Here is a 22,179-nt window from a genome sequence, read left to right as displayed (position 1 = left end):
GTCCGTTCGGGCGTGCGTGTAGGTCTTGGTGCCTCTTTGCGGATCACACCGGTAGGTACGGGCTGGGTTTACCATGCCAGCTGATACGAAGAGTGTCACGAGCGCGGGTGGCCGCGACGAACAGCAGGGAGCGGGCCTTACGCTCCTCGCGGGCGTAACGTTGAGGATCCTCCTTCCGGTAGGACTCAATGAGCCCGGCGCGAGGGATGAGGCCATCCCTCGCAGCGACGATGGCAAGTTTTTGGTACTCCAGGCCCTTGAACCGGTGCATGGTCCCGACATGAACCTCACCATCGCCTTTAGGGCCGTCTTTCGTAAGCTCGGCGCAAGTGATACCGGCCTTCGCGGAAAGGTAATGTACGACCTTCGCGGCTGTATCCCGGTCCGGCACACAAACGGCCATCGTGCCGCGAGGATCCAGCCGGGTGCCATCGCTTGCGTTGGAGATCTCCTCACGCCAACGCCGCAGAGCGCCGGCCAGCTCAGCAAGCTCATCGTCCAGCGAGTCGAAGCCAACGAATTCAGGGGCGGAGCCATGAAGAACGGAGCGGTAACCGTCAAGGGTGTCCGTTCCGTCGTCGAGATTATCGTACGATATTTGCTCGGGAGCAACGATACCTACGACACGGGCAAGGATCTCCCGGGTCGTGCGATAGCTAAGAGTCAGCCGTGACGATCGGCCGCGGATACTAATCCCGACCGTACTTAGGGTGACTTGGTGATCGTAGATACGTTGATGCGTGTCGCCGGCTATGAACAGATCACTCGAGGTTTGCGGAACCATTGCCCGCAGCATCTTCCAGTGCGCGGCGCGCAGGTCTTGCGCCTCATCTACAACAACGTGCCGGTATCGGTAGTCGGCATACTGGACACTGGAACTGTCGTCGTCAACGCTTCGCCTGTCACCCGCCGCCGAATGCGTCCGTCGTTCCTCAATCTTTCTTGCCCGTTCCATTTCCAACCGGGCGGCGCGCTCGGCAGCTTGACCCCAGGTTTCAAGACCGTCCTTCTCCAGACGTGCGGTGAACTGTTCCAGCAATGTCCAGATCTGGTGCCGTTCAGGACGGGTAAGTGAACGTCCACGGCCGGCGCGCCGGGCCTCGAAGTAGCCCCGACGGTTGCTTAAGGACTGCCCAAGGATGACCTGGTCCCATTCTTCAAGAAGGAAGGTGGGTGACCACCGGGAGGGCCCGGTTTCTGCGAGCAGATTACGCAGGTGGTCGAGCGCGACAGTGTCGTAAATACGCTGCCTGCTGCTGCCGGTGGCGTTTTCGCTGAGTACGCGCGCAGCGAGCTGGTCGATGTGCGTGATCTCTACGCGAGCTAACAGGTCTGGCTCGAGTAGAGATGCTAGGCGAGCACGCAGGTCTGTCGTGAGGTTTTTGGTGAAGGTCGTCAGCAGAATCGGCATACCGGGACCGGGTGGCAACTGTTCTGCGAGATGCTTTACGCGATGCAAGGCCACAATCGTCTTGCCGGTGCCTGGACCGCCGGACACGCGGGCTGGACCGTTGTAGTTACGACTGATGAGTTTAGCTTGGGTCGGATGAAGAAAGACTTTCCATGCACGGAAGTCTCCCTCTTCGAGGACGGACTTTATGTCCTTGTCCACGGTGGTAACGGTGGTCCTCGAGAGCGCTGCAGCCAGATTCTCGGTGTCGTCCTTGTCGAACTCGATCTCGACCGGAGCGGTGATTTCTTTTCGTACCTCCGCAATGCTCATGCCCGCGCCGAGCCCGATGAGTACATCTTTGGAAAGCAATGGCGCACCATCAACCAGCTGATAGAGCTCATCGCTATCGGTAACCGTCAACGCAAGATCAATGAGCTGGTCGTTGACACCGAGAGCACGTAGATCCGCTGCCGTGACATCAGCCAGGAGCGGGACGGATTTGGTCGATACCTGCAGTGACGGCACGGACTCAGTGTGAACCTCGCCCTCAGGCTCGGTCGGCGTGAGCGTGATGCCGGCACGCTGCAGAATACTGCCCCCGACTACCGCCAGGTCCACGAACTCGATCTCCCCGGTGATCCGGTTGATGGCGACCGACAGCTCCTCATAGACGTGTCTGCGGTGACGTACGGCGATGACGAGCCAGCTTTCCTGGCCGTCCGCATCGATGCCGGTCTTAGCGAGCAGGGCACGGTAGGACTGGTCGACCTTGGCCCTGAAGACTCGCTTGTCGCCTTTGAGTGGCTTGAGATCAAGGCCGGGATGGTCAGGATTATCGCGAAAGAGGTGACAGAAGTCGTAGAACTTGGCCTTCACGGTGCGGTCGAGCTTGTATAGCTCCTGCTCGGCTTTCTGGTAGAGACTGAGGCGAGCTGTCATGGGGATACAGTCCCTTCCGCGTCGGGAAGCAGCTGGAGAAGCATGTCGAAGTCGTCCAGCCAGTCGGCGGCTGTTCGGACCGTCCACCCTGCTTCTTCGTACGCTTCGTCGCGCTTGCGCGCTTCTTCGTCCGGACTCTCGTGAACCTTCGGAACCACAGCGACTTTCAAGACTTCCCAACCAAAGTCCACCTGCCAGCCTCGTTCGCCGAGCTCGTAGCCGAAGACCGGTGCCTGCTTGCCCTGCGCGGCGAGTTCCCTCGCGAGCTCAGTGAGCTCAGAGTCGGGCTCATCCACTTCAAGGATGGGCAAGATTTCCTTGTCCCAACGGGAGTCCCGAACGAGGCTACGCAACACGGGCTCGGCGCTGGCCGAAATACTCGCGACCTCCGATAGTCGGCGCTTCGACCCACCCGCCGGCCCAGCCGGACTTCGCGGCTTAACCTTGTCGACAAAGGATCCGAGCTCGCCGACGCCACCGCATACGGCAAGGACTTCGACCGGATAGCCGGCGGCACTGCTTGTGGCCAGCTGGATCCCGTCACCTCCGGCATAGCCGAGGAACTGCAGCAGGTTCGACCAGTAGAGCCAGGAACGCCAACGCAGCCGATAGTCGTCGGCATCCATTGCGTCAGCTGTGTCATCAAGAATGGCGATGGCGCTCCAACGCACGTCAGCAGCGGACGTACCATTTGCCGAGTCGAGAGTGAACACGAGTGACAGGCCGTGAAGGTCAGTGCTACGCATGATATGAACAGGACCGTTGCTCGCTTCAAGCGCTTTCGCCGGGGAATTGCCTCTATTGGAGGCGAGTTCGGCCTGTAGCGCCTGACGCGCGCCAGTGCGGTTCACACCTTGTGCAATCGGAGACGCAGATGTCATCAAGCCAGAAACGAGCGCCTTCGCTCCTCGCGCCCAGATCGCGCCATCGGGTTGGCGCAAGTACGCCAAGAGCGTTTCGATCGGGTTGACGAACACAGCATCGGCCAGGTCTGCCCGCCGTCCGCCGAGCTGTTCGTACACGTCTTTGGCCTGGTTCTGGGCGTTGCCCCGGTACGGCGGCCAGACCGGTTCAGCGTCAGTCTTCCGATTCTCGAAAAGGTCAAGGTCCGTCCAGGTCACCTGGAAGATTATTCCTCCGTCAGCACGAAGCTGATTGCGCTTATTGCCATCGGTTGCGACTCGGTTCCGCTCGCCGGTTGCGTGGAAATTGTAGCCATCCACGTATACGGTTACCGTCTGCCTTGGGCCGTCGGTACGCTCGAAGGTGAAGTCAGTGCGCGTGTACCCGTGGCTCCGTTGTGCGGTTAACCTCCAGCTCACGATGCCGGCAGAGTCGGCGAACCGCAGGTAGCCGCTGGCTCTGCCATCCTCGTCCAGCGCAGCGGTGCCGTCAGTCGTGACCCATTGCCGCAGAGCCGCAAGGAAGCGTGCTTCGAGGTCCGACTCGACCTGGCCGTCCAATCCGATCAGGTCGGTGGTGGGAACCTTGTCAGTCACCCAGGTGTCGTCCAGCACATTGCCGCGCTCGTCGATGGGTCCCAGCAGGTCGTTCAGGATCTCCAGAGCCTCACGACGCGAGACAATGTCTTGGTAGCGCTCGTCGGTGTAGCGGTGCAAACAGCGATGGCAGGCGCGGCGCCCTTCGTCTTGACAGGGGCAATTCAGGAGGACCCGACGCGCCTCTAACAGCGTCGCCTTCATCGCGTCCGCTCCGGTCAGCCGGTGCAGATAGCCGGTGCCGCCGGGAAGACGGTCGTAGAGGACGAGGAAATAGCGCCGTTCACCGCTGGCCGCGTCCGGCATGGAGGCTAGCGTGGTGTCGAGATGCTGTGGGTCACCACCAAAATGCTTGTCAACGCCAAGTCGCAGAGCGGCGCGGAACGAGTGGACCTTCTCTTCTACCAGAACGGTAACGGCCGGCAACAGGATCCGTAGGGCCTCCGTACGCAGTTCGTGAGCGAGCAGGACCGGTTCCTGAGGAACACTCTCTGGGCTCTTTCCTCGTCGCAACCTGCACCAAGGCAGATGATGTTTGAGCTGCGGATTCCTGGCTGCTGAGGAGTTCAGTGCGTCCGGATGGTGGTCAAAGACCGGCCTTCCGTCCGCCGTCGCTGCGCCGCAACCGGTGCAGACATAGAACGGGCTCAACCGAACGGACTGGCCGGCGAGATCGTCTTCTACCTGCCGGTCGAATCGAGCCTCGCCCACGTTCACCCGTCGAATGACAGTGGTACGGCAATAGTCAACGCCGAATGTTTGGGTTGCGTGTCGCCAGGACGTACCCGGGTCGATCGCCTCTAGCGGAATGTCGACCGCATCGATGACGCTGAACAGCCGTTGATCTCGGTCGTCCCGGTCGTCTCCGATCCGAGCGTCCTCGCGCTTGTCGCGTGAGGTAACAATCGAGGGTTCGACAACCTTGTGCAGGCACGAACCGTCATCGGCGATTCGAGTGCTGTTGCAGCGTGGGCATGGTGATCGGTCGTCGACTGCATTTTCCGTTCGGACGTAGCCGCAGTCCTGGCAGAACCTCCAGTTCCGCCATTGCGGACGAGCAGCCGTACCGATCTCCAAACCGCCTATCTCATGCTTGTAGCCGTTCACGTAGAACGTATTGCCAGGCGCGAGTTCGGACAACGCAAAGCGTTGCGGTCGGCTGTATGAGCGGAGCGCGGAGGTGTACCAATTCTTTCCAGTTCGCTCGTTGACCTCCGGCCAGTAGAGTGTCGCATTCAAGGTCGTTACGGCATCGATCAACGCATAGTTTGGCAGCAGTCCTAAATCGCACATCGCGTTCTGGGCAAGTGTCAATCCTAATCCCGTAAGTTTCTTGCTGACTGCTCGGCGCTCGCCATCTAGTTCTTTCTTTTGCTGAAGTTGCTCTGGATCTGAGTCGTGGAGCTCATCGTGCGCCTCGTCGATCAACTTCAGCCTGGTGCGCAGGACCTCTTCTGCGTCGCGCCATGCACGTTCAGCTTCCTCTACCTTGCCGCGAAGCCCTCGGGTGGCAAATGCGTGTAGGTCCGCCTTAGCTTCATCGGTCACTCCAGTAGGGAAGAGCCCGAGGAAATCTTCGACGAGCCTATCTCCTTGGGCAACGGCCAGCTCGACGAGGTCCCTCAGATACCCAGACGGACCGAAAAGCGCGGGTGCGTGCGAGGGAAGGGCGCGCAACGGAATGCCGTCGCCGCGTATGAGCCGTCCACGAGCGGCCAGGTCCAGCAGGTGTGCAAGATACTGACGGCGAAGGATCTCGATCGCAGACAGATAGCAGCCAGGAGGAATGATTTGTCCCGCAATCATCTCTTGAGGTTGCTCAAGGAAGTACAGGTCTCGGCGCCGGCGGTCGGGAATCGTTAGCAAGAAGGCGTTGCCGGTACGACGACCGGCCCGTCCGACCTGTTGTGCGTAATTTGCCGGCCGCCGTGGCAGCGCGGCCAGTACCACGGCAGACAGATCGCCGATGTCGATACCCATTTCGAGGGTCGGCGTACAGGACAACACATTAGGATCCCTGAATCCGGTGCCGTGTCTGAAGGCCGCCTCCACGCGTTCCCGCTCCGCACGGCTGAGCATGCCGGTGTGCTCGGCGGTGATGACTTGATACGTGCCGGCTTTCCGGTAAAGGTGCCGGTAGTAGTCGTTGCGGTAGTCTCGGTCCCGGTGGTGGACTCCTAGCTCTTCAGGCCGGTCGCCGGCGATCAGCCGGCCAGCACGACACCGGTATGAGGGGCAAGGCTGGCCATGCCACTGGTCGAGCAGCGTTGGGTGCACCGTCTGTTCCCAAAAACAGACCGGGCAACGTACGAACGCGACGTTTACCGCGTCATCCGTCAACAGCTGAATGCCGATGTTGCCAGGCTGTAGGCCGTAGATCCGAACCGAGCTGTCATTGGGTGTGGCAACCGACAGCACCCCCGCGGTAGCGAGCTGCGGGAGCAGGCGGTTCCAGAAGTCAGGAACCATCTCGCGCGGCAGTTCCAGGCAGCGTTGGGTCCAGCGCTCGTACCAAGAGAGCCTCCCAGTCGCAAAATCGAACTCGCTTCCCGCCTTGGGCTGATTGATGAGGAAAATAGGAGCGGCGATCCCCCGAGGAAAGGCCCGCATGCCCTCGGGCCTGCCGCCCCAGATGTGGTATCGACTGGTACCAGCTTCGCGTAGGTAGTTCGCTAGCCACTGATGCTTGACCGCACCGCGCGTCCGCAGCCGCTCCAGGAATACGCGGAGAAACGCTAGGTACCGAGCGTCGTCCTGCATGATCAGCGGCACGTCGGCCTTTGTCGGTTCTAGGTGTGTGGCTTTAACAAGCTCGATCGCAAGCTCGGCGTCGGGGATACGTACGTGCGCGGCCGCGGTACGCGTCAACTCGAGCGTGCGGCCATTGCGCGATCGAAAGCCGAACTCCATCAGGGCTTCGAAAGCGAGCCGTTCACCGACGAGCCGCCAGGTGGGCAGGTTGCGGCCACCACCCTGTCCGGAAAGCAGCTTGCTGACACCTCTGAGGTCGTGAAGATCAGTCGGCACGACGGCACGTAACGTTTGAGGGTCTGTTGTTGCCGCAACAACATCGGCAATTAGGTCATTGAGTGGGGTCTGATCTTCCTCGAAGAGGTGTTTCTTGAAGAGCGCGCGGAGGGAGAAGGTGTATGAGCGGCTTGCGACGAACCCCGCCCGGTGGGCGGCGTCTTGCACGGAGTCGTTGAACATCAGCGTCTTTTCCTCGCCCAGCTCAGGGTCGAGCTCGCCGCCCGTAAAGAGCTGAGTAACACAAGCCGCGGCGAGCGCCGCGGCGCCGGTGCCGAGATAGCGGATCGCATTGTGTTCACCGCATGCAGGGCACCAGTCCTGCGACGCTGCCGTATTCGCTGTCGGGCCGAGGTTGACCAGAACGAACGTTGAGTCTCGGGCAGCTAGCCGCGGCTCGCCTTGCGGGCTGTAGTCATTGCCCGGATCAGGTGGCCGCAGCCTGTGGCGTAGACCATCCAGCACCATCAGTGCACCGCCGGCGCCTTGCCCAAGTGCGCCGGTATCGCTTCGTCCGGTGACTGGCGCCGTTGTGAAGACCTCACGCGCCTCGTGGTTGGTTGCCGCGATCAAGTTCCGTACCCGGACCTTGTCACGACCAGTCGACGCCAGCCGAGTCTTGTGCGTGTCGAACTCGACTTCCTGATCGTCGCTCTCCGGAGAGAACACTGCCCAACCGGAGCGGCCGCACTCCCGGCAGTAGATCGCCGGGAGGAACAGGTTTGCTGGTTGGCCGGAGGTCGCCACGGTGACCGGGGTCGTACGGGCGTGGATCGAGCTCTGCAGATCGGTAGCTCCCGGCGAGTCCCATCGGAACTCGGCTTCGGGCCAGGGTTGAACCCCACGTACCAGTCGAGACACCGACCGCGCCCATTGATGGACCTCAACGTGAACGAATGGTCGCGGATGTTCCGCTTTGGAGGCGGGATCGCGAGCTATTGAAAGTAATGCCACGAAGCGAGCCAAAGCTGTGGCCGCCACGTCAGGCTGGCGAGTGATCGTCTGCACCCACGACTGCGCGTTGGCGCGCCACATTCTATTCAATATCTCCGCGTTAGTCCGCACTCCATCTGTGAGGGAATGCAGGACGGCGGAGGTAAGAACGTGCTTCTTCAGTTTCTTGCCAAGCTCGAACGGGTCCAAGCCACGTTCGCCTGTAACCGCTTCGACGAGATCGGCGGCTGCATCTGGGTTCTTCGATGGATCGGGCAGCGCAGCTAATTGTTCGGGCAACGGCATTGGAAGAAGTGGGTCGAACCCTTCGGTTGGGATAAACTCCTCGACAGATTGCCGGTCTTCCCCGATGACGGCGTCAGCGGTGAACTCGGTGCCGAAAATCTGGGTCGCGACTTCGAGGAGATTGGTCTGATCATCCTGACTCCTACCGGAGGCCAGTGTTGCGGACGTCGCCACCGGACAGATTCGGCCGAGTGGCCGACCGGGCTCGGATGCTCCGACCGCGGCCGCCAGCCGTCGAAGCAGCATTGCCACATCGGTACCTTGCGCACCGTCGTATGTATGGAACTCGTCGACAACGACATAGCGCAGATCAGCGTCGGTCCATAATGGAGCGTCGTATGAGCGCTGAAGCAGCATGTCGAGCATCTTGTAGTTAGTGAGCAGGATATCTGGCGGCGACAGCCACATGTCCGAGCGATTTGTGTAAACCTTCTCGTACGTCGTCGCTGCCTTTTCGCCGATGTAGAGACCGCTGCGGAGTCGGGCTAACTCCTGGTGCTCGACGAGTAGATCGTTGAGACGCTGTGCCTGGTCAGCGGCCAGAGCGTTCATGGGATAGAGGATGACCGCCTTGATTCCGTCCCGGCCGGCCGCCTTTTCACGTATGCAGTGGTCAAGGACCGGATATAGAAACGCCTCCGTCTTCCCTGATCCCGTACCGGTGGTGACGAGTGTCGGTTGTGGAGTGTGGTCGTGTGCCGAAGTCAGGCGGGCAAAGGCGGCGGCTTGGTGCGCGTACGGGGTCCAGTTGTCTGGCCGCCAGTCCAGGCTGTCACGCCAGCTGGCGTCGGCGGTAACAAACGGCGCGCGGATACGGAGGAAGGGACCGCGAAACATGCCAGCGGTCTCGTCCCCCAGGAACCGGTGTAGCGACTCGCGCGCGCCTTCGTCGGTCAGTGCGTACGTGGTTGACAGGTATTGCAGGAGGCTTTCCTTGAGTCCCTGCGCTTCCAGCGTCGGCCTCATGCGTTCGACACCTCCTGCTTGACCGGATCCCACTCGCCACGCTCTACCGCCGCATCCAACCGAGCCTTAAAAACAGCGTGCGCCTCCCGCATCTCCTTCTCCCGATCCGCCTTATAGAACGGCGCGGTGTATCCATCTGGCGGTGGAACATTCTCCGGATCCTCGCGATAGGCCTCGAACTGAACCCAACTTGCCTTTGTTTGGCGTTGACCGAATGTCCGTGCGTAGCTCGCAATCTTCCAACCATCAGCGTCGAACCAGGTCGCTGCCTCGTACTTCTGTAGCACCGGAAACCGGCCACGGTACGCCGCGATGAGGGCGTCAGCACTCATACCAACCCATACGGCCACCAATGCATCAATCTCTACGAGCGCCGACCGTCTTGCACGCTCAGACCGCAGCGGTGTTTCAGGCTGCCACTCCGCGGCTACATCCTGAAGTGCGCCGAGCCCAGGCCAATCGCATACCCATCCCTCTAATCTCAACCACCCCGGGTCGTACAATTCGGCCCACAACTTAGAGTAGGCTTGCGTTAGGCAGTTCAGACGTAGTGTGCGAATGAGCAGACTGGATGCCAGAGGATGATCTACTAGGCCCGGGGCAGGCATCGCCTTGGCCCCGCTAACCTGGAGATCGCCACGTCCAGTCGTCCGGAGGAAATAGTCGAGAGGTAACGACGCCCAGAATCCTGCCACAATAGCTGTCTGCAGGTTGTCAGGCATGGCCATACTATGGATTGCGTGGATATGTGCAGGCCCGGGAGGAAAAAGTGCCGCATACAGAGCCCGCTCACTGTTCGGCGAGATCATCCTACGCCACGCAAGGCGTGTAAATGTCGTGTACCGTCTACGCGAGCGTAAGACCAGGGCCTCGTCCACCTTCTCCGGGGCGACATCTTCTTCGGGAATCTGCTCGACTTCGGCAATGGTGGAGCGAGCTCGTGCCACCACATTAGAGTCGACTCGTAGCTGATTGAGAATCTTGAAATTTATCCACCGATCCTGCGCCGCCAAATATGAACGGGTCTCGCTCGCCACTCGGACGTACGCAGTGTCTGGCACAAAATTCACCGACAGACTGACTAAGTCAGCGCCATAAGTATCGTTGCTGTTGGCATCATGGCGCTTAAAGACTGGGGTAGCAACGCTTAGCTGTGGACCTTTAAGTATCACGTCTTTCCAATGGTTCGGCTGATATTCGCGGCCCGTCAATTCGTCGCGGCGATTATAGTCAATAATATTGACTCGTTTTGAACCACTTTCATGATAACCAGCAGAGATCTGCATCTCATGGTTTGCTAGACGCAAAGGATAGTCAGCCAGTGCCGCGATTGCAGAGGCTTCAGCCGTGCTCACGGGAAATAGAAGGCGAGCTTGCGTGACAGGTTGATCACTCTCACCCAATAGCCGTTGCCAAACGCCGAGCACTCGATCGTCAACCCTGATGACTCTGGTCCGATGCGGTCGTTCATCAAACTCTGCATTTCTATATCGAACGCCCGGCACCTCGCCTGAGCCATCATGACTTCCAGAGAATCGCAGTGCATCTGCAGAGACCAACCAAGAAAGATGGTCAAACCCGACATCTTTCGAAGCGCCATATATGTGCACTCCGAAATGGGTTGCGTGACCAACAGGTTCAGGGAAGAAACGCTGACCTGAGTTGACGAAGTCTCCATGAATACGAAGCCTTTGATACGCAGCTTCTCGCAGCGCACCCTCCTTATCGCCATAAAAATGCGAATCAGAGTGCAGAAGACCACCAGTTCCTGAAGGCGCACTGTGTGTCCAAGTCTGGCACATGAATGCCCGATAGAGGTCGGGCTGGGTTCCAACTAAAAGAGGGTAAACCTGCGGCGATCCAAACAATCCGACGTGCGCACTTGTTGTTGTTAGTTCTTGGAGTGCGCCCCCAAACGCCGTGGGGTTCTGCAGGAGTTCGCGACGTCTGCTCTCCTTTTCCCTGACGGATGCCTTCTCTTGTAGTTCGAACCAGGGTTCGTATTCAGCAAAGACCTCGGACTCGTTCCAGCGGGGTCGGACCCAGGGCGGGTTGCCGACTTGGAGGTCGAAGCCGCCGGTGCGAGCGAAGATGAGGGCGAATTCGAGCTCCCAATGCAAGAAGCCCTGTTCCGCAGCGATGTTGCGGACCGTGTGCAGCCAGGGGAAGCGTTGCTCTGGATCCATGGTGTCCATGCCCATGAATTTCGGGAGCGCATCCTCGTAGTCTTTGAGGGCGTCCAGGCTGTTGAAGTGCTCGATGAGCTGATCCGCGTCGACCTCGCTGGTTCCAACCATTGCCTCTAGGAAGTCCAGCCAGTCATCGAGGTCTTTCAGTGGAATGTGTTGCCGAAGCAGCCGGCGCTTCGACTTTGGCGGGTTCTTTTGGCGCTGTGGGCGGCCCACGGACGACTCATTATTGCGCGGCGCGACGTCGAGGTCAGAGCCGAACAGCGACTCTTGCGTCGGCGGGATTGTGGCGTTGGCCGAAGGGAATTCGTGTGGGTTGCCAAGTTCGTCGGAGTCGAGCACGGGTGCGTTGTCGAGTAGGGCGCTCAGGCTGTCCGCTCCCGTCGGCATCAGAGAGCTGTCATACACGGTGTCGGAGCCGTCGAGCAGTGGGGCTTTGTCAGCTGGCCAGAACCACAGGGCGCACCACGCGTCCATGACAGTCTTCAGCCGCCAGTACGGGGTGTCCACGGCGTCGAAAAGATCTTCGAAGACCTTTTCCTTCGTCTCAGGCTGATCTGGCTGTCGCAGGAATGAGTACTCGGGATCGGTCGGGTCCGCACCCCACACATCGATCTTGCGGGAGATCGCTGCTTCCGAGAGCTCCATGCGCTTGACCACGAGCGACCAGAGGAACTCTATCCGTTTGGCAGCTGCCCGCAGCCGCGCATATTGGGCCGTCGTAGGGCGATGGAGAAGGCCCTTCTTCCACGCCCCAAGCGTCCGCGTTTCGTCAGGTGCGAGTTTCTTGGCCTCGGTCGATCGTGCGACGGCGGCCCAGCCCGGTGTTGGCAGGAGGAACTGGTGGACCGCGTCCGTCGGCAGCAGCTGTTCGTTGCCGTCGGATAGGAACGGCAGGGGCGTCGGCCCAAGAGGGTCACTGGCCTTCTGCCACGCCTTGGCCTTTGAAAAGACGTCCTTGCCCGCGTAAACCGCTCGGCGAGCACCGATGAGCGAGTTGCCACGGCGCAAATGCAGACCGAACCATGGTGCCCGCATCCCGGGGTGCATGGTGTTGAGCCACAGCGAGACCTCGGCCAGCTCAACGCCCGTCTCGTTCAGGTCCACGCCGTAGGCGTTGTGCAGGGCGATGTACGCCTTGACTCGCTGTTTCTCAGTCAAGGCCTCGGCCGTCGGAATCGAGGTGCCAAGCTCGCCTTCGCGACGGCGAAGATACTCCTCGGCGACTTGGTTGATGGCTTCGTTGAGGAAGGCACCCGAACCGAGGGCTGGCTCGCAGATCTTGTAGTTGAGAAGCTCCGATGCGCGCGTCTTGATGACATTGCCATCACTGTCGTGTTCCTGATCGAGCCTATGCTTAAGTGCTAGCTCGACCGTGACCTTGGTCAGCGACTCTGGCGTGTAGTACGAGGCAGAGGTCTCCCTGTCGCGGCCGGACAGTCGATAGACGAATGAGCCGGGTTTATACCGCTTCGGACCACGTAGACCCTTACGCATGTCCACCTCGTCGTACATCACGACGGTGTTCTCCGGATAGGCCGTCTGCCGGTGGGCAGGGATCAGCCAGGAGCCTTTCTCGGGATCGCCGCCTTTGGCCACCTCGCACAACTCTTCTGTGGCGATGATGCCGGTGTACGACATTAGGCCTTCATAGACAGCACCGAGTTGGTTGATCCCTAGGTTGCGATAAGAGATGAAGCCGCCGCGGTCACCGGACCTGGCCCCCTTCTTCATGGTCAGCAGGCGCAAGACCTCGTGCAGGGCGGAGTTGCGTAGTCGCAGATCTAGGTGGCGGACGTTGCCGTTCTCCTCGGACCGGGGGTCGACGACCTCGCGACCGATGAGCCGAATGGCCTTGGGCTCGAAGAGCTCGCTCCGGAGCGGTTCAAATCGCAGGCCGCGGTTCTCGCTGCGAAGTTTCTCCTTGAGCTTTCGGGTCTCCTCGTCATCTTCGAGACGTACGTCATCAGCTTCCGTGCCGTAGGGACGGTGGCCGTTGTTGACCTTGTCGAAAAGGACTTCCAGCGAAGCGAACAGGTGGAAGCCATTCCTGGCTTCCTCTTCGACAAGCTGTTCGTCACGCTCAACCAGTTCCCGCAGCCGAGCGACCGAATAGCCGGCTTCATAGGTGCCGTCATCCGCCGGCAGGATACCTAGCTCCGGCCGCGCTTCTGCATACAAAAGGAATAGGATGCGATAGAGATACCGCAGGCATTCCCGCGTGAGCTCCTTTTCAACGGCTAGCTTAGGATCCTCGATCTGCCGCGGCGAGATTTTGGCGTCGTCGAGCCGAGCTAACACCTCGTTGGCGATGATCTCCACCGAACGCTGGAGCCCGTCGCGAAGGTCTCCGGAGACACCGACGGCATTGTCACGGGAAGCCTTGAGGATGGCGTCGATTGGCGACCCTTTGCCGTCATCGCTGGGAGCCAACATCTCGCGGCTGAAGAGAGCCGCAATGCTGGCTAGCTCACCGAGCTGCCGGCGATCGTTGCGCTCCAGCGCCGCATCGAGGTTCGCCGCCAGGAAGCGGCCCTCGGACCACGCCTGGCGGTCTGCGAGCACGATAACTCCACCGCACAGCAGCAGAATGAAGCGCGGCGGCACGTCGCCGAGATCGTGAATCTCGCTCTGGAAGAGCCACGTAGCCAGCGCTGGCCCAGTCTCGTACGCCTCGCTGGCACTGATCCTCAGCGGGTGGAGCAGCCGTCCTGAGCCGTCGGCGTCCAGTGTCGTGTCGGTGACCGCGGCCCACCCACATTCGATGGCCACGATTCCATCGCCGGACCAAGCGACAGTCACCGCGTTGTCCCGTCCAGCGTGCCGGACGGAGAGTGTGAGTGGCTCGGTCGACTCAGCTTCGAAGCCGAGAGCGGTTAGTACCTTCCCATGCCATTCACCGAGACGCCCGACCCAATCAGGGTTGTTGTACGTCCGTAGCCTTAGCCTGTTCTGGCTGTTCGCAGCGTCCTCCGATATGTCGAAATCGGCACATTCGGCAAAATAGCTACGGAACTTTCCCGAAAGGTAGTCGCCCCGCAGGTCACGGAGTAGCTGTCGAGGAGTTCTTCGCGGGTCGTGCTTGTCGCCTTCACGAACCGCCCACTTGTCGAAGATGCCCCTCTTCAGATCCGTGTCAAGCTGGTCGGCGAAATAGTGTGCGGCAATGTACTCACCGCGGTTGGTGAACGAATCGAAGTCAGCAGTCATTGGACACTATCTCCGACGGTGAACTGAGGCTGGAGAACGGCCAGCAGACGTAGCATCGGTGCTCCCGATGTTTCCAGTGAGTTGACCAGATCCTGACGACGACTTGCCGTCTGGTTCACAGCCTTTGTATCCGGACGGCCTGGTGCGATCAGGGCATCCTGATGCCATTTCCGCACTCGGGTGCTATACGGCTCGAGAATCCGCCTCGTGCGTTCGTCGTATTCGCCCCTACGGTTCTGCAGGTGCCGCCGCGCCTCGTAGATTGCGCGTGGCACGAGCTTCCGCAGTTCCTCGAGATCCTGTGCCGCTGCCGTTCGGCCGGGCATCTTCGGTCCTACCCCGCAGATATCCAGGAAACGTCCATCCATTGCGACCACACAGGGTTTGTCGGAGAGTCCGAGGACCGCCATCCATTCGACCACAGTGGGTCTGCCAAGCGCGTTACTGTAGCTGCCCTGAATAAGAAAGATCGGGTAGTTGAGGTACGACGCAAGCGACCTATCGAGCTCGCCGACTCGTTCCAGATCTGGCGCGTACGCCAAGACGAATGCCTCGTCGTACCGGAGGGACGCCAAGGCCTTGTCAGTCACCCAGTCCAGCACTGGATGAACGTCGGACACGTAGCTGACGTTCGGCCATTGGGTTTTGGAGGAGTCCAACGCGGCCTTGAGGCGCTTCTCCGCCAAATCCTTGGAGAAGGTGATTCGAAGCCGACCAGGACGCGTCCGGTTGGTCAGAATGCCCTGCTCATCCAAGTACGATTTAGGAAGTGCCTTCAGGCGGTACTGCAGGTCAGCGGGCGGGTCGAAGGCGATCGTACCGTTCTCGTCGCGGCGGAGGGAAAGATCGTTCTCCGGGCTCGTGGGACAAATCTGCCGCAAGGCTTCATCGAAATAGGCGGCCTTCGACTCGAAGAGGGTGGGGACGGACGCGGTTGCCACCTCGGTTCGCGCGGACACCGTGCCAACTGTTCCCATCAGGTTGGCGAGGAAGCCGTCGCCTTCCTGGCGTGACTGCTTGATGGACTGCTCGACGGTGCGACCCGCGAGTATGTCCCTGGTCAGCCGGTTCTCCTCCTCAGCCGCCCGGTACAGGCCGGTGACGGTCTCCACCGACCCTTCAATCTGGTTGGCTTCCTCCTCGCGTCGCAACAACTTGGCTCCAACCAAGCGGTCGTCCAACGTACGCGCCTGCCCGGTTTCGTCATCGCGCCATTCGACGTCGCTACAGAGGATTAGCGCTCGAAACTCCGGTGCTTCACGTTGCCCGTAGCGATCGATACGACCGTTGCGTTGCTCGATCCTGATGAGTGACCACGGCAGGTCGTAATGGACAAGGTGATGGCACTGCTGGTGCAGGTTCACACCCTCGGACGCGACATCGCCGGTGAAGAGGACGCGGACAGGGTCATCTCGCAGGCCGAACTTCTCGACGATGTTCTTCTGCTCATCGTCAGAGGTGGCTTCACCATGCATCACCTGGACGGTACCGCCGTACGCCAGCCAAGGCTTGTTCCTGTCCTCGCTGCCGCCTTTGCGGAACCCCAGTTCTGCGGGCACCACTTCCGCAAGCCATTTCAGGGTCGGAATGCGTTCGGAAAATACCACCACTCGGGTACTGGATTTGGGTCCGACTCCGATCTGGCGCAGTAAAACCAGAAGTTCCTTCAATTTCGCAGAGTCCGTGTCATCAATGGCGCTTACCAGGCTCTGCAGGCTCAGCAGAGCCTCTTGCTCGGCTTTACGGGGCGACTCCTTGCCGGCCGCCTGCCTATCTATGGTGCGAAGGCGTGTCGCAATCGTCTCCTGCATCGCCTTGTGAGAAGAGAGGAAGGACTTGAAGAGCGTGTACGGAAAGAGTTGATGGCCACTGACGGACCGTTCGTCCTGGTCGCGGGGAATCCAGCTGGACGCGAGCTCCTCGAAGACGGCCAGCTCTTTGGCTGTCGCTTTGGCTTCAATTGGCAGAGATGGGCCTCGGTCTGCCCACGCGCCCTTGAGGGAGTCCCGGACCTCCGGGGAGGCCTTTGTACGACGGATATAGAGGTGCTCAAGGTTTTCTACAGCATAGTTTGAAGGATCAGCTATCGCGGCTTCGTCGAGCAGCTTGACCAGCTCCGCGAAGGATTCGGCGTTGCCGTTGTGTGGGGTCGCGGAGGCCAGGATCAGCGCATCCGTGCGTCGTGCGAGTAGCCGAGCGAGCGCGTTGTTGCGGGTGCCGCGGTTGACCAGGTTGTGCGACTCGTCGATAACAACGGCATCCCAGTCGGTGCTGTCCAGATGGTGCGCGTAAACGTCACTCTTGAGCGTATCTACCGAAATGATGGCCCGCTTGAAATAGGCGAAGGGGTTGCGGCCGGCGGGAATGTCCTGTTGGACACGCTGAATGCCGGTAGAGTCCAACCGTACCAACGGAATGGCGAAGCGGGTCCACAGTTCTCGCTGGAATTGCTCAAGTACGTGCGCCGGTGTGACGACCAGAATCCGCTCCCCGCGTCCCCTTCGGATGAGCTCGGCGAGCAGCAGGCCTATTTCCAAGGTCTTACCGAGGCCGACGACGTCTGCGATGAGGATGCGCGGCTGCGGGTTCTTCATTGATAGAGCGAGCTCTGCCGGACGTAGCTGGTGGGTCTGTTGGTCCATCAGAAAGCTACCTGCGAGTGCCAACCCGTGCTCGGTCTGCGGCAGAGCGGTCTTGCGGATCATCGCCTCGAGATACAAACGGGCACGGCGGTGGTTCGGTGAGTTGTCGCCGACCAGCCGGGTCTTCTCCGGATCCAACACCTCAATTTCGTCGAGCTCGTCGTAGAAGGTGGAGTCAATTCCTCGAACGAAAGCGGAGACGCCCGTAACTTCGAGCATCCAACTGCCGGGTCGAACCTGGCTGATCTTCTTGACGAACCACTGCTCGTCCCGGATTCGAACTTGAGCACCCGGCGCACACGGCGGAGCTCCGCCGACCGCATGCATGTCCCCGCCCCTATGCTCGGCAACGTCTCGCTCGATGTGAGTCTCCGTATGCCCCGTCACCCCGCTGTGCTCCTCACCAGCCGCAACGCACGGCTTCTCCTGTTCACCTGACCGCCGGACCTGGAGATCGGACTTTTCCTACAAGCCAGGCTGTACGTCGTACTTCTTCCGCAGTTCCTCTGCGACACGTTCCGAGGCCGGTTGCCTGCGGCGGCGCGAGTCCGAGGCCGCGAACGGCTCCGGTTCGCCCCGTACCACGTCTCTCGGCGCTCCTTTTTCGATGAGGGCGTCGACCGATGTCGCGTCGTCGGCATCCTCGTATGCTTGGACCGGACGATCGAGTGGGCTGTCGATGCTCACCGCGGCGGCGAGGCCAATCGCGGGTACGCCCAGTCGTTCTGGCAGCGCTGCCGATGGGGAGTTCCGGGTCTCGGCTCCCGGCCCCTTGGTCGTCCGGTCAAGCAAGGCGTAGCGGGCATCTGCCGGCGACATCCCGAACTCCGTGAGCAACCTCGCGCATTCGCTGGTGACTGCAGCCAGGTGAGGCCGACTATCCGGGTCGTACGCAAGCATCGAAGAAACGATCGGCAGCAGCGGGTCTGGTAGCCCATGCAGGTCGGGGAGCTCGGTTGGGTCCCGCACCTGGGCGACGATGGCCTCCCAACGCAGACCTTCGTACGGGTAGTGTCCGGTCGCCGCGTAGAGCAAGACGGAACCCAAGCCATACACGTCTGCGGCAGTGGTGACGTCGCTCGAATTGCCAGTTGCCTGTTCAGGAGCCATGCAACGTACGGTTCCGATGATCATGCCGCTGCTGGCAATTGACTCCTTGCCCGCATCCAGGAACGCTCCGAGACCGAAATCGATCAGAATCGGGCCGTACTCACCCATGATTACGTTCTGCGGCTTGATGTCCCGGTGCAACAGCTTGGCATCGTGGACCGCGGCCAGTCCTTCGGAGAGCAGGGCTCCCAAGCTCGCGATCATAGGTGCTGACAGTGGACCATGTGCGTCGACATGAGCAAGCAGCGTGTCGCCGGCGATGTATTCCATTGCCAGCCACGGACGATCGGCGTACGGGTCCGCGTCGAGAAACTTGGCTACCCGGTTCGTACCGATGATGGTGCGAGCGATCTGAGCCTCCTTCTCGAATCGTGCCCGCGTGACAGGGTCCAATCGATCAGTCCGAATCAACTTGACAGCGACCGGATCGCCGGCTGGTGAGTACGCCAGGTAGACCTCGCCCATACCGCCAGAACCCAGTTGACGTTCCACCAGGTAACGGCCTATTTGCGCGGGTGGACCGCTCATGCGCCTTGTCGCTCCTCGTTCCAACACTCATTCAACTCGCCCGGTCACTCTTCGCTCATAACTTAGCGTGCGTGCGGCTCACGTGACCTTGCTTCCCGGCACTTGATGTGTCGACCATGACGCGCCAGTCCACCATGCGGCAGATCTGCTGCCGTTCATGACCGGGCCGTTCACGCCGCTGGACGGAACAACAGAGGCGAGGGCGCGCCATCAGGCCTGGCCATGGCTAGGTTCGGAGCGTGGTGCCGCCTCACGTCGAGGTCAGCCACGCAGGGGCGGCATCGGCCTGCGCCGCGCGCCCACAGCGCGGCTGAAAGCTCGTCGATTTCAAACAAGACCAAGGCGTACTCGAAGAAATCGACGCTAACGTCGAGGCATCTGACAGCTGTATGGGCGTACGGCTGTCATGGTATGGTCCGCCATATGAAGACGACCGTGAACCTGCCGGATGAGCTGATACGGGAGGCGCAGGAGCTCGCGCAACGGCAGCACACGACACTGAAGGCGCTGATTGAGGCTGGACTGCGCACCGTGATCAGGCAGCGCACCGGCGAGCCGCCATTCGTCTTGACGGATGCGAGTGTGGATGGCCGCGGCCTGCAGCCAGAGTTCCGCGGCGCGCATTGGGAGCAAATCCGCGACGAGATCTACCAGCAGCCGGCATGATCGCCGTCGACACCAACATCCTCGTCTACGCGCATCGCTGCGACTCCGACTTCCACGCCGCCGCGGCCGATCTGGTCAAAAGCCTCGCCGAAGGACGATCCGGCTGGGCCATCCCATGGCCGTGCGTGCACGAGTTCTTCGCCATCGCCACCCATCCGAAGATCTACGACCCACCCAGCACGCGGGACCAGGCCATCGACCAACTCGACGCCTGGCTGGCGGCACCGACACTGACGCTGCTGGCCGAGCCCGCGGGGTACTGGAAACAGCTGAAGGCCCTGCTCGCCAACGGCAAGGTCGTGGGCCCGATGGTTCACGACGCGAGGATCGCCGCGCTCTGTGCCGCGCATGGCGTACGCGAACTGTGGTCAGCCGACCGCGACTTCGGGCGCTTCAGCACCGCCGTTGCCGTACGAAACCCGCTCGTCACCTGAACGAACCCACCCAAGAGGCACGCTTGAGCCGTGGTTACGTCCGCAGCGTGGCGTTGTCCCAGGTCGAGGCCAGCCACGCCAGGTCCATTACCGCCTTATGCCGCGCCTCCACGGCCCGACTGAACAGTTCGTCGGTTTTCACCAAAACCAACGTGTACGGTCGCCCCTGCCGCCGGGTTTGGTGCCGCACCGGCAGCTCTGCCGCGTCGATCTGAGAATGCACATGCCGGCGTCCAGCTGTGACCAGCGGCCACTCCAGCGTCTGGCGCGTACGAGAGCCGAGGAACGTCGCCAGCGTGGCGCAGAGCTCACACCCACAACCGGTCCATTCGATCGACCAATCGTCGTCTTCACGTAGCGGCCGCGCGACAATCTTGCCGAGCCGACCCGCGCAGTCCCGCGCAACCGCGTCGAGCCCGACAGCTGGCGACGCGCCGGCCAGCCGCAGCGCTGGAAACGTGCACTCCAGGACGCTGTCGTCGTACTCGCGCAGCGCGCCGATGATCTCGTCGCGTAGCTTGTCGTCCGCCGCCTCCACCAGTCGCGCAAACGGCGTGCTCAGCATCTCCAGCTGCGGCTGCCGGATCTTGCTTCCCGCGGTGGTCGTCCAGCGCCGCAGCTCGCGATCCATCCAGCGCCACGCACCGGCACCCAGCAGCCGCGCCACGCCCGGACTGCCGGCCGTACGCAACGTCGCGCACAGCTCCGCCAACTTTTTGTTGACCCACTCGCCACGGTCGGCTCCGTAGTAGCGGTGCGTCCCGAACCATCCATCGACGACGTTCCGCGTCCACTCATCGCCGTATCGGCGGGCCACCGCTACCAGTCCGGCCACCTGCTCGTGCGTGATCATCTCAATGTGGAACGGCTCCAGCAGCATTGATGCCGTCTCGGCAACGCTCAAGCCCGCCGCTACCTGCAGACAAAGGCCGAGTAGGCCGGCCTGCGCTGCCGTCCTTGTCCAGAACGGCGCGAGCGACTCAGCGGCCGCATTCGCACCCTCCAGATCTCCGGCTTCGATGCGGTCGCGGAGCTGCTGCAGAGCCCACAGCGAGCTGGCCTCGGCGCGCGCCGCGAAGGCCCGTTCCCGCGGCCACAGGACAATCGCGGCCCGCCGGTACCACCGATCCAGCGTGTTGCCGTAGTTGCCCATATAACCCTCGTACTCCGACTGATACGGCTCCAGATGCGCGCTTGAGGTGGCAGCACACGCCTCGTGGTCGGGGACGTACAGCGAGATCGGCTCGCCTCCGGCGCCGTCCGGGGCGGTCCACCACGTGAGGGTGATCTCGTCGTCGATCAGCTCATTGAGCTCGAAGTCATCGGCGCCCTCGCCTGGCTCGGTCTCGTCGTAGTCACCATCCCATGACCCATCCCATGACCCATCCCATGGATCGTCGCCGACGGGCAGGGCGTCCCAGGTCTCCTTGACCTCGGCCAGCGCCAGCACCGCGTCGCACCCGGCCTGCTCCGCTGCCGCTCGCAGCAGAGCAGCACGTCCCACGTCGGCGCCCTTGAGGCAGCGCCAGTTCAACCCTCGCTGGGTGTACTCATGGTCGAGCAGTACGACCAACCGGTTCGGTGGGGCAAGGTCGCGGCCTCCGTACGAAGGGGTCGCCGGCCCGCTGAAGTGCTCGGTCAGGCAATGCGTCACCTCGGCGATCGGGCCAACCTCCGCGGCCGGCACCCTGGCATCAGCGAGAAGGTTAAATGTCAGCGTCACCCGATACCCGGACCGGACAGGCATCACCTGATGACGACAGTCACAGTAGAACACGACGAAGGTCAACTCCTCCTTCGACGCGCGAAACGTCTTGCGCTCCCCCGCGTGGTCGATGACCAGTTCACCGCCGGTATGGACAGATGGCAGCGACACCACCAACGTGCCCACCATGGCATCGTCTTTTTCCGAATCCTGGTGGGGAAGAAAGAACTGCCCTTTGCCGTAAACCAACATCGAGTGCAGCTCGACCCGCAAGCGAGTCGTCAAAGGAAGGCCAAGCTCATCACGAAAATGCTCCAACGCACGAGCCATCAACGCCGCCCAATCAGACCCGCCAAGCGCGACCTGATCGGGGGTGAGCTCCCACGTATCGCGGACACTGGTGTCAGTCAGCGTCTCCTCTCCCCGCCCGAACATCGCCGGTCGCGCCGCCGCGATCAGCTTCTTCGCCAGAGCCGCTCGGATCGGAAGACTAACCGGCCCGACACCCGACACCTGAAGCTGCAGAAGATGAGCAGGTGCCAGCATTTGTGCGCTGAACGACCCAGCCTGTTCGGAACCACCGAGCTCTCGCGCCAGTCGTTCCCGCGCCGTCATCGCCATACGCCCCAGCC

The 22,179-nt window shown here is 61.3% G+C and carries 8 protein-coding genes; 2 read left to right on the top strand and 6 right to left on the bottom strand.

What is annotated here, in order from left to right:
* Positions 1–43: 43 nt before the first annotated feature.
* The 5 genes from GNX95_RS20280 to GNX95_RS20260 form a co-directional block, all read right to left on the bottom strand.
* Complete coding sequence (locus GNX95_RS20280) at positions 44–2,332, bottom strand: UvrD-helicase domain-containing protein (RefSeq protein ID WP_163508974.1); 2,289 nt, start codon at positions 2,330–2,332, stop codon at positions 44–46.
* On the bottom strand, positions 2,329–9,063 hold the full coding sequence (locus tag GNX95_RS20275; protein WP_163508973.1) for a DEAD/DEAH box helicase: 6,735 nt from the start codon (positions 9,061–9,063) through the stop codon (positions 2,329–2,331). The genes GNX95_RS20280 and GNX95_RS20275 overlap by 4 nt, the downstream gene beginning before the upstream one ends.
* Positions 9,060–14,462, bottom strand: coding sequence for a hypothetical protein (locus GNX95_RS20270; RefSeq protein ID WP_163508972.1), 5,403 nt, complete (start codon positions 14,460–14,462; stop codon positions 9,060–9,062). Before GNX95_RS20270 ends, GNX95_RS20275 begins: the two co-directional genes overlap by 4 nt.
* The gene (locus tag GNX95_RS20265) at positions 14,459–17,431 is read right to left on the bottom strand and encodes a DEAD/DEAH box helicase (protein WP_163508971.1); all 2,973 of its coding nucleotides are present in this window, start codon (positions 17,429–17,431) and stop codon (positions 14,459–14,461) included. Before GNX95_RS20265 ends, GNX95_RS20270 begins: the two co-directional genes overlap by 4 nt.
* A gap of 138 nt (positions 17,432–17,569) precedes the next feature.
* The gene (locus GNX95_RS20260) at positions 17,570–18,742 is read right to left on the bottom strand and encodes a serine/threonine-protein kinase (RefSeq protein WP_163508970.1); all 1,173 of its coding nucleotides are present in this window, start codon (positions 18,740–18,742) and stop codon (positions 17,570–17,572) included.
* Positions 18,743–19,165: 423 nt separating this feature from the next.
* Here GNX95_RS20260 and GNX95_RS20255 point away from each other — a divergent pair, with 423 nt between their 5' ends.
* A complete protein-coding gene (locus tag GNX95_RS20255; protein ID WP_222853775.1) occupies positions 19,166–19,408 on the top strand; it encodes a type II toxin-antitoxin system VapB family antitoxin in 243 nt (80 codons plus the stop codon).
* The gene (locus GNX95_RS20250) at positions 19,405–19,842 is read left to right on the top strand and encodes a type II toxin-antitoxin system VapC family toxin (protein ID WP_163508968.1); all 438 of its coding nucleotides are present in this window, start codon (positions 19,405–19,407) and stop codon (positions 19,840–19,842) included. Before GNX95_RS20255 ends, GNX95_RS20250 begins: the two co-directional genes overlap by 4 nt.
* 34 nt (positions 19,843–19,876) lie before the next feature.
* Here GNX95_RS20250 and GNX95_RS20245 read toward each other — a convergent pair whose 3' ends face one another.
* Positions 19,877–22,168 (bottom strand): 2OG-Fe(II) oxygenase, encoded by a 2,292-nt coding sequence (locus GNX95_RS20245; protein ID WP_163508967.1) that lies wholly within the window; start codon positions 22,166–22,168, stop codon positions 19,877–19,879.
* Positions 22,169–22,179 lie beyond the last annotated feature (11 nt).

The organism is Fodinicola acaciae (genome assembly GCF_010993745.1).
GTDB lineage: Bacteria > Actinomycetota > Actinomycetes > Mycobacteriales > HKI-0501 > Fodinicola > Fodinicola acaciae.
The sequence above is the reverse complement of the archived record's forward strand: the minus strand, read 5'-3'. Positions and strand labels throughout refer to the sequence as shown.

Coding starts and splice junctions, on each gene's coding strand:
- GNX95_RS20260 (WP_163508970.1), bottom strand. CDS start 18,742: ATGAGCGGTCCACCCGCGCAAATAGGCCGTTACCTGGTGGAACGTCAA.
- GNX95_RS20275 (WP_163508973.1), bottom strand. CDS start 9,063: ATGAGGCCGACGCTGGAAGCGCAGGGACTCAAGGAAAGCCTCCTGCAA.
- GNX95_RS20265 (WP_163508971.1), bottom strand. CDS start 17,431: ATGCATGCGGTCGGCGGAGCTCCGCCGTGTGCGCCGGGTGCTCAAGTT.
- GNX95_RS20255 (WP_222853775.1), top strand. CDS start 19,166: ATGAAGACGACCGTGAACCTGCCGGATGAGCTGATACGGGAGGCGCAG.
- GNX95_RS20270 (WP_163508972.1), bottom strand. CDS start 14,462: ATGACTGCTGACTTCGATTCGTTCACCAACCGCGGTGAGTACATTGCC.
- GNX95_RS20245 (WP_163508967.1), bottom strand. CDS start 22,168: ATGGCGATGACGGCGCGGGAACGACTGGCGCGAGAGCTCGGTGGTTCC.
- GNX95_RS20280 (WP_163508974.1), bottom strand. CDS start 2,332: ATGACAGCTCGCCTCAGTCTCTACCAGAAAGCCGAGCAGGAGCTATAC.
- GNX95_RS20250 (WP_163508968.1), top strand. CDS start 19,405: ATGATCGCCGTCGACACCAACATCCTCGTCTACGCGCATCGCTGCGAC.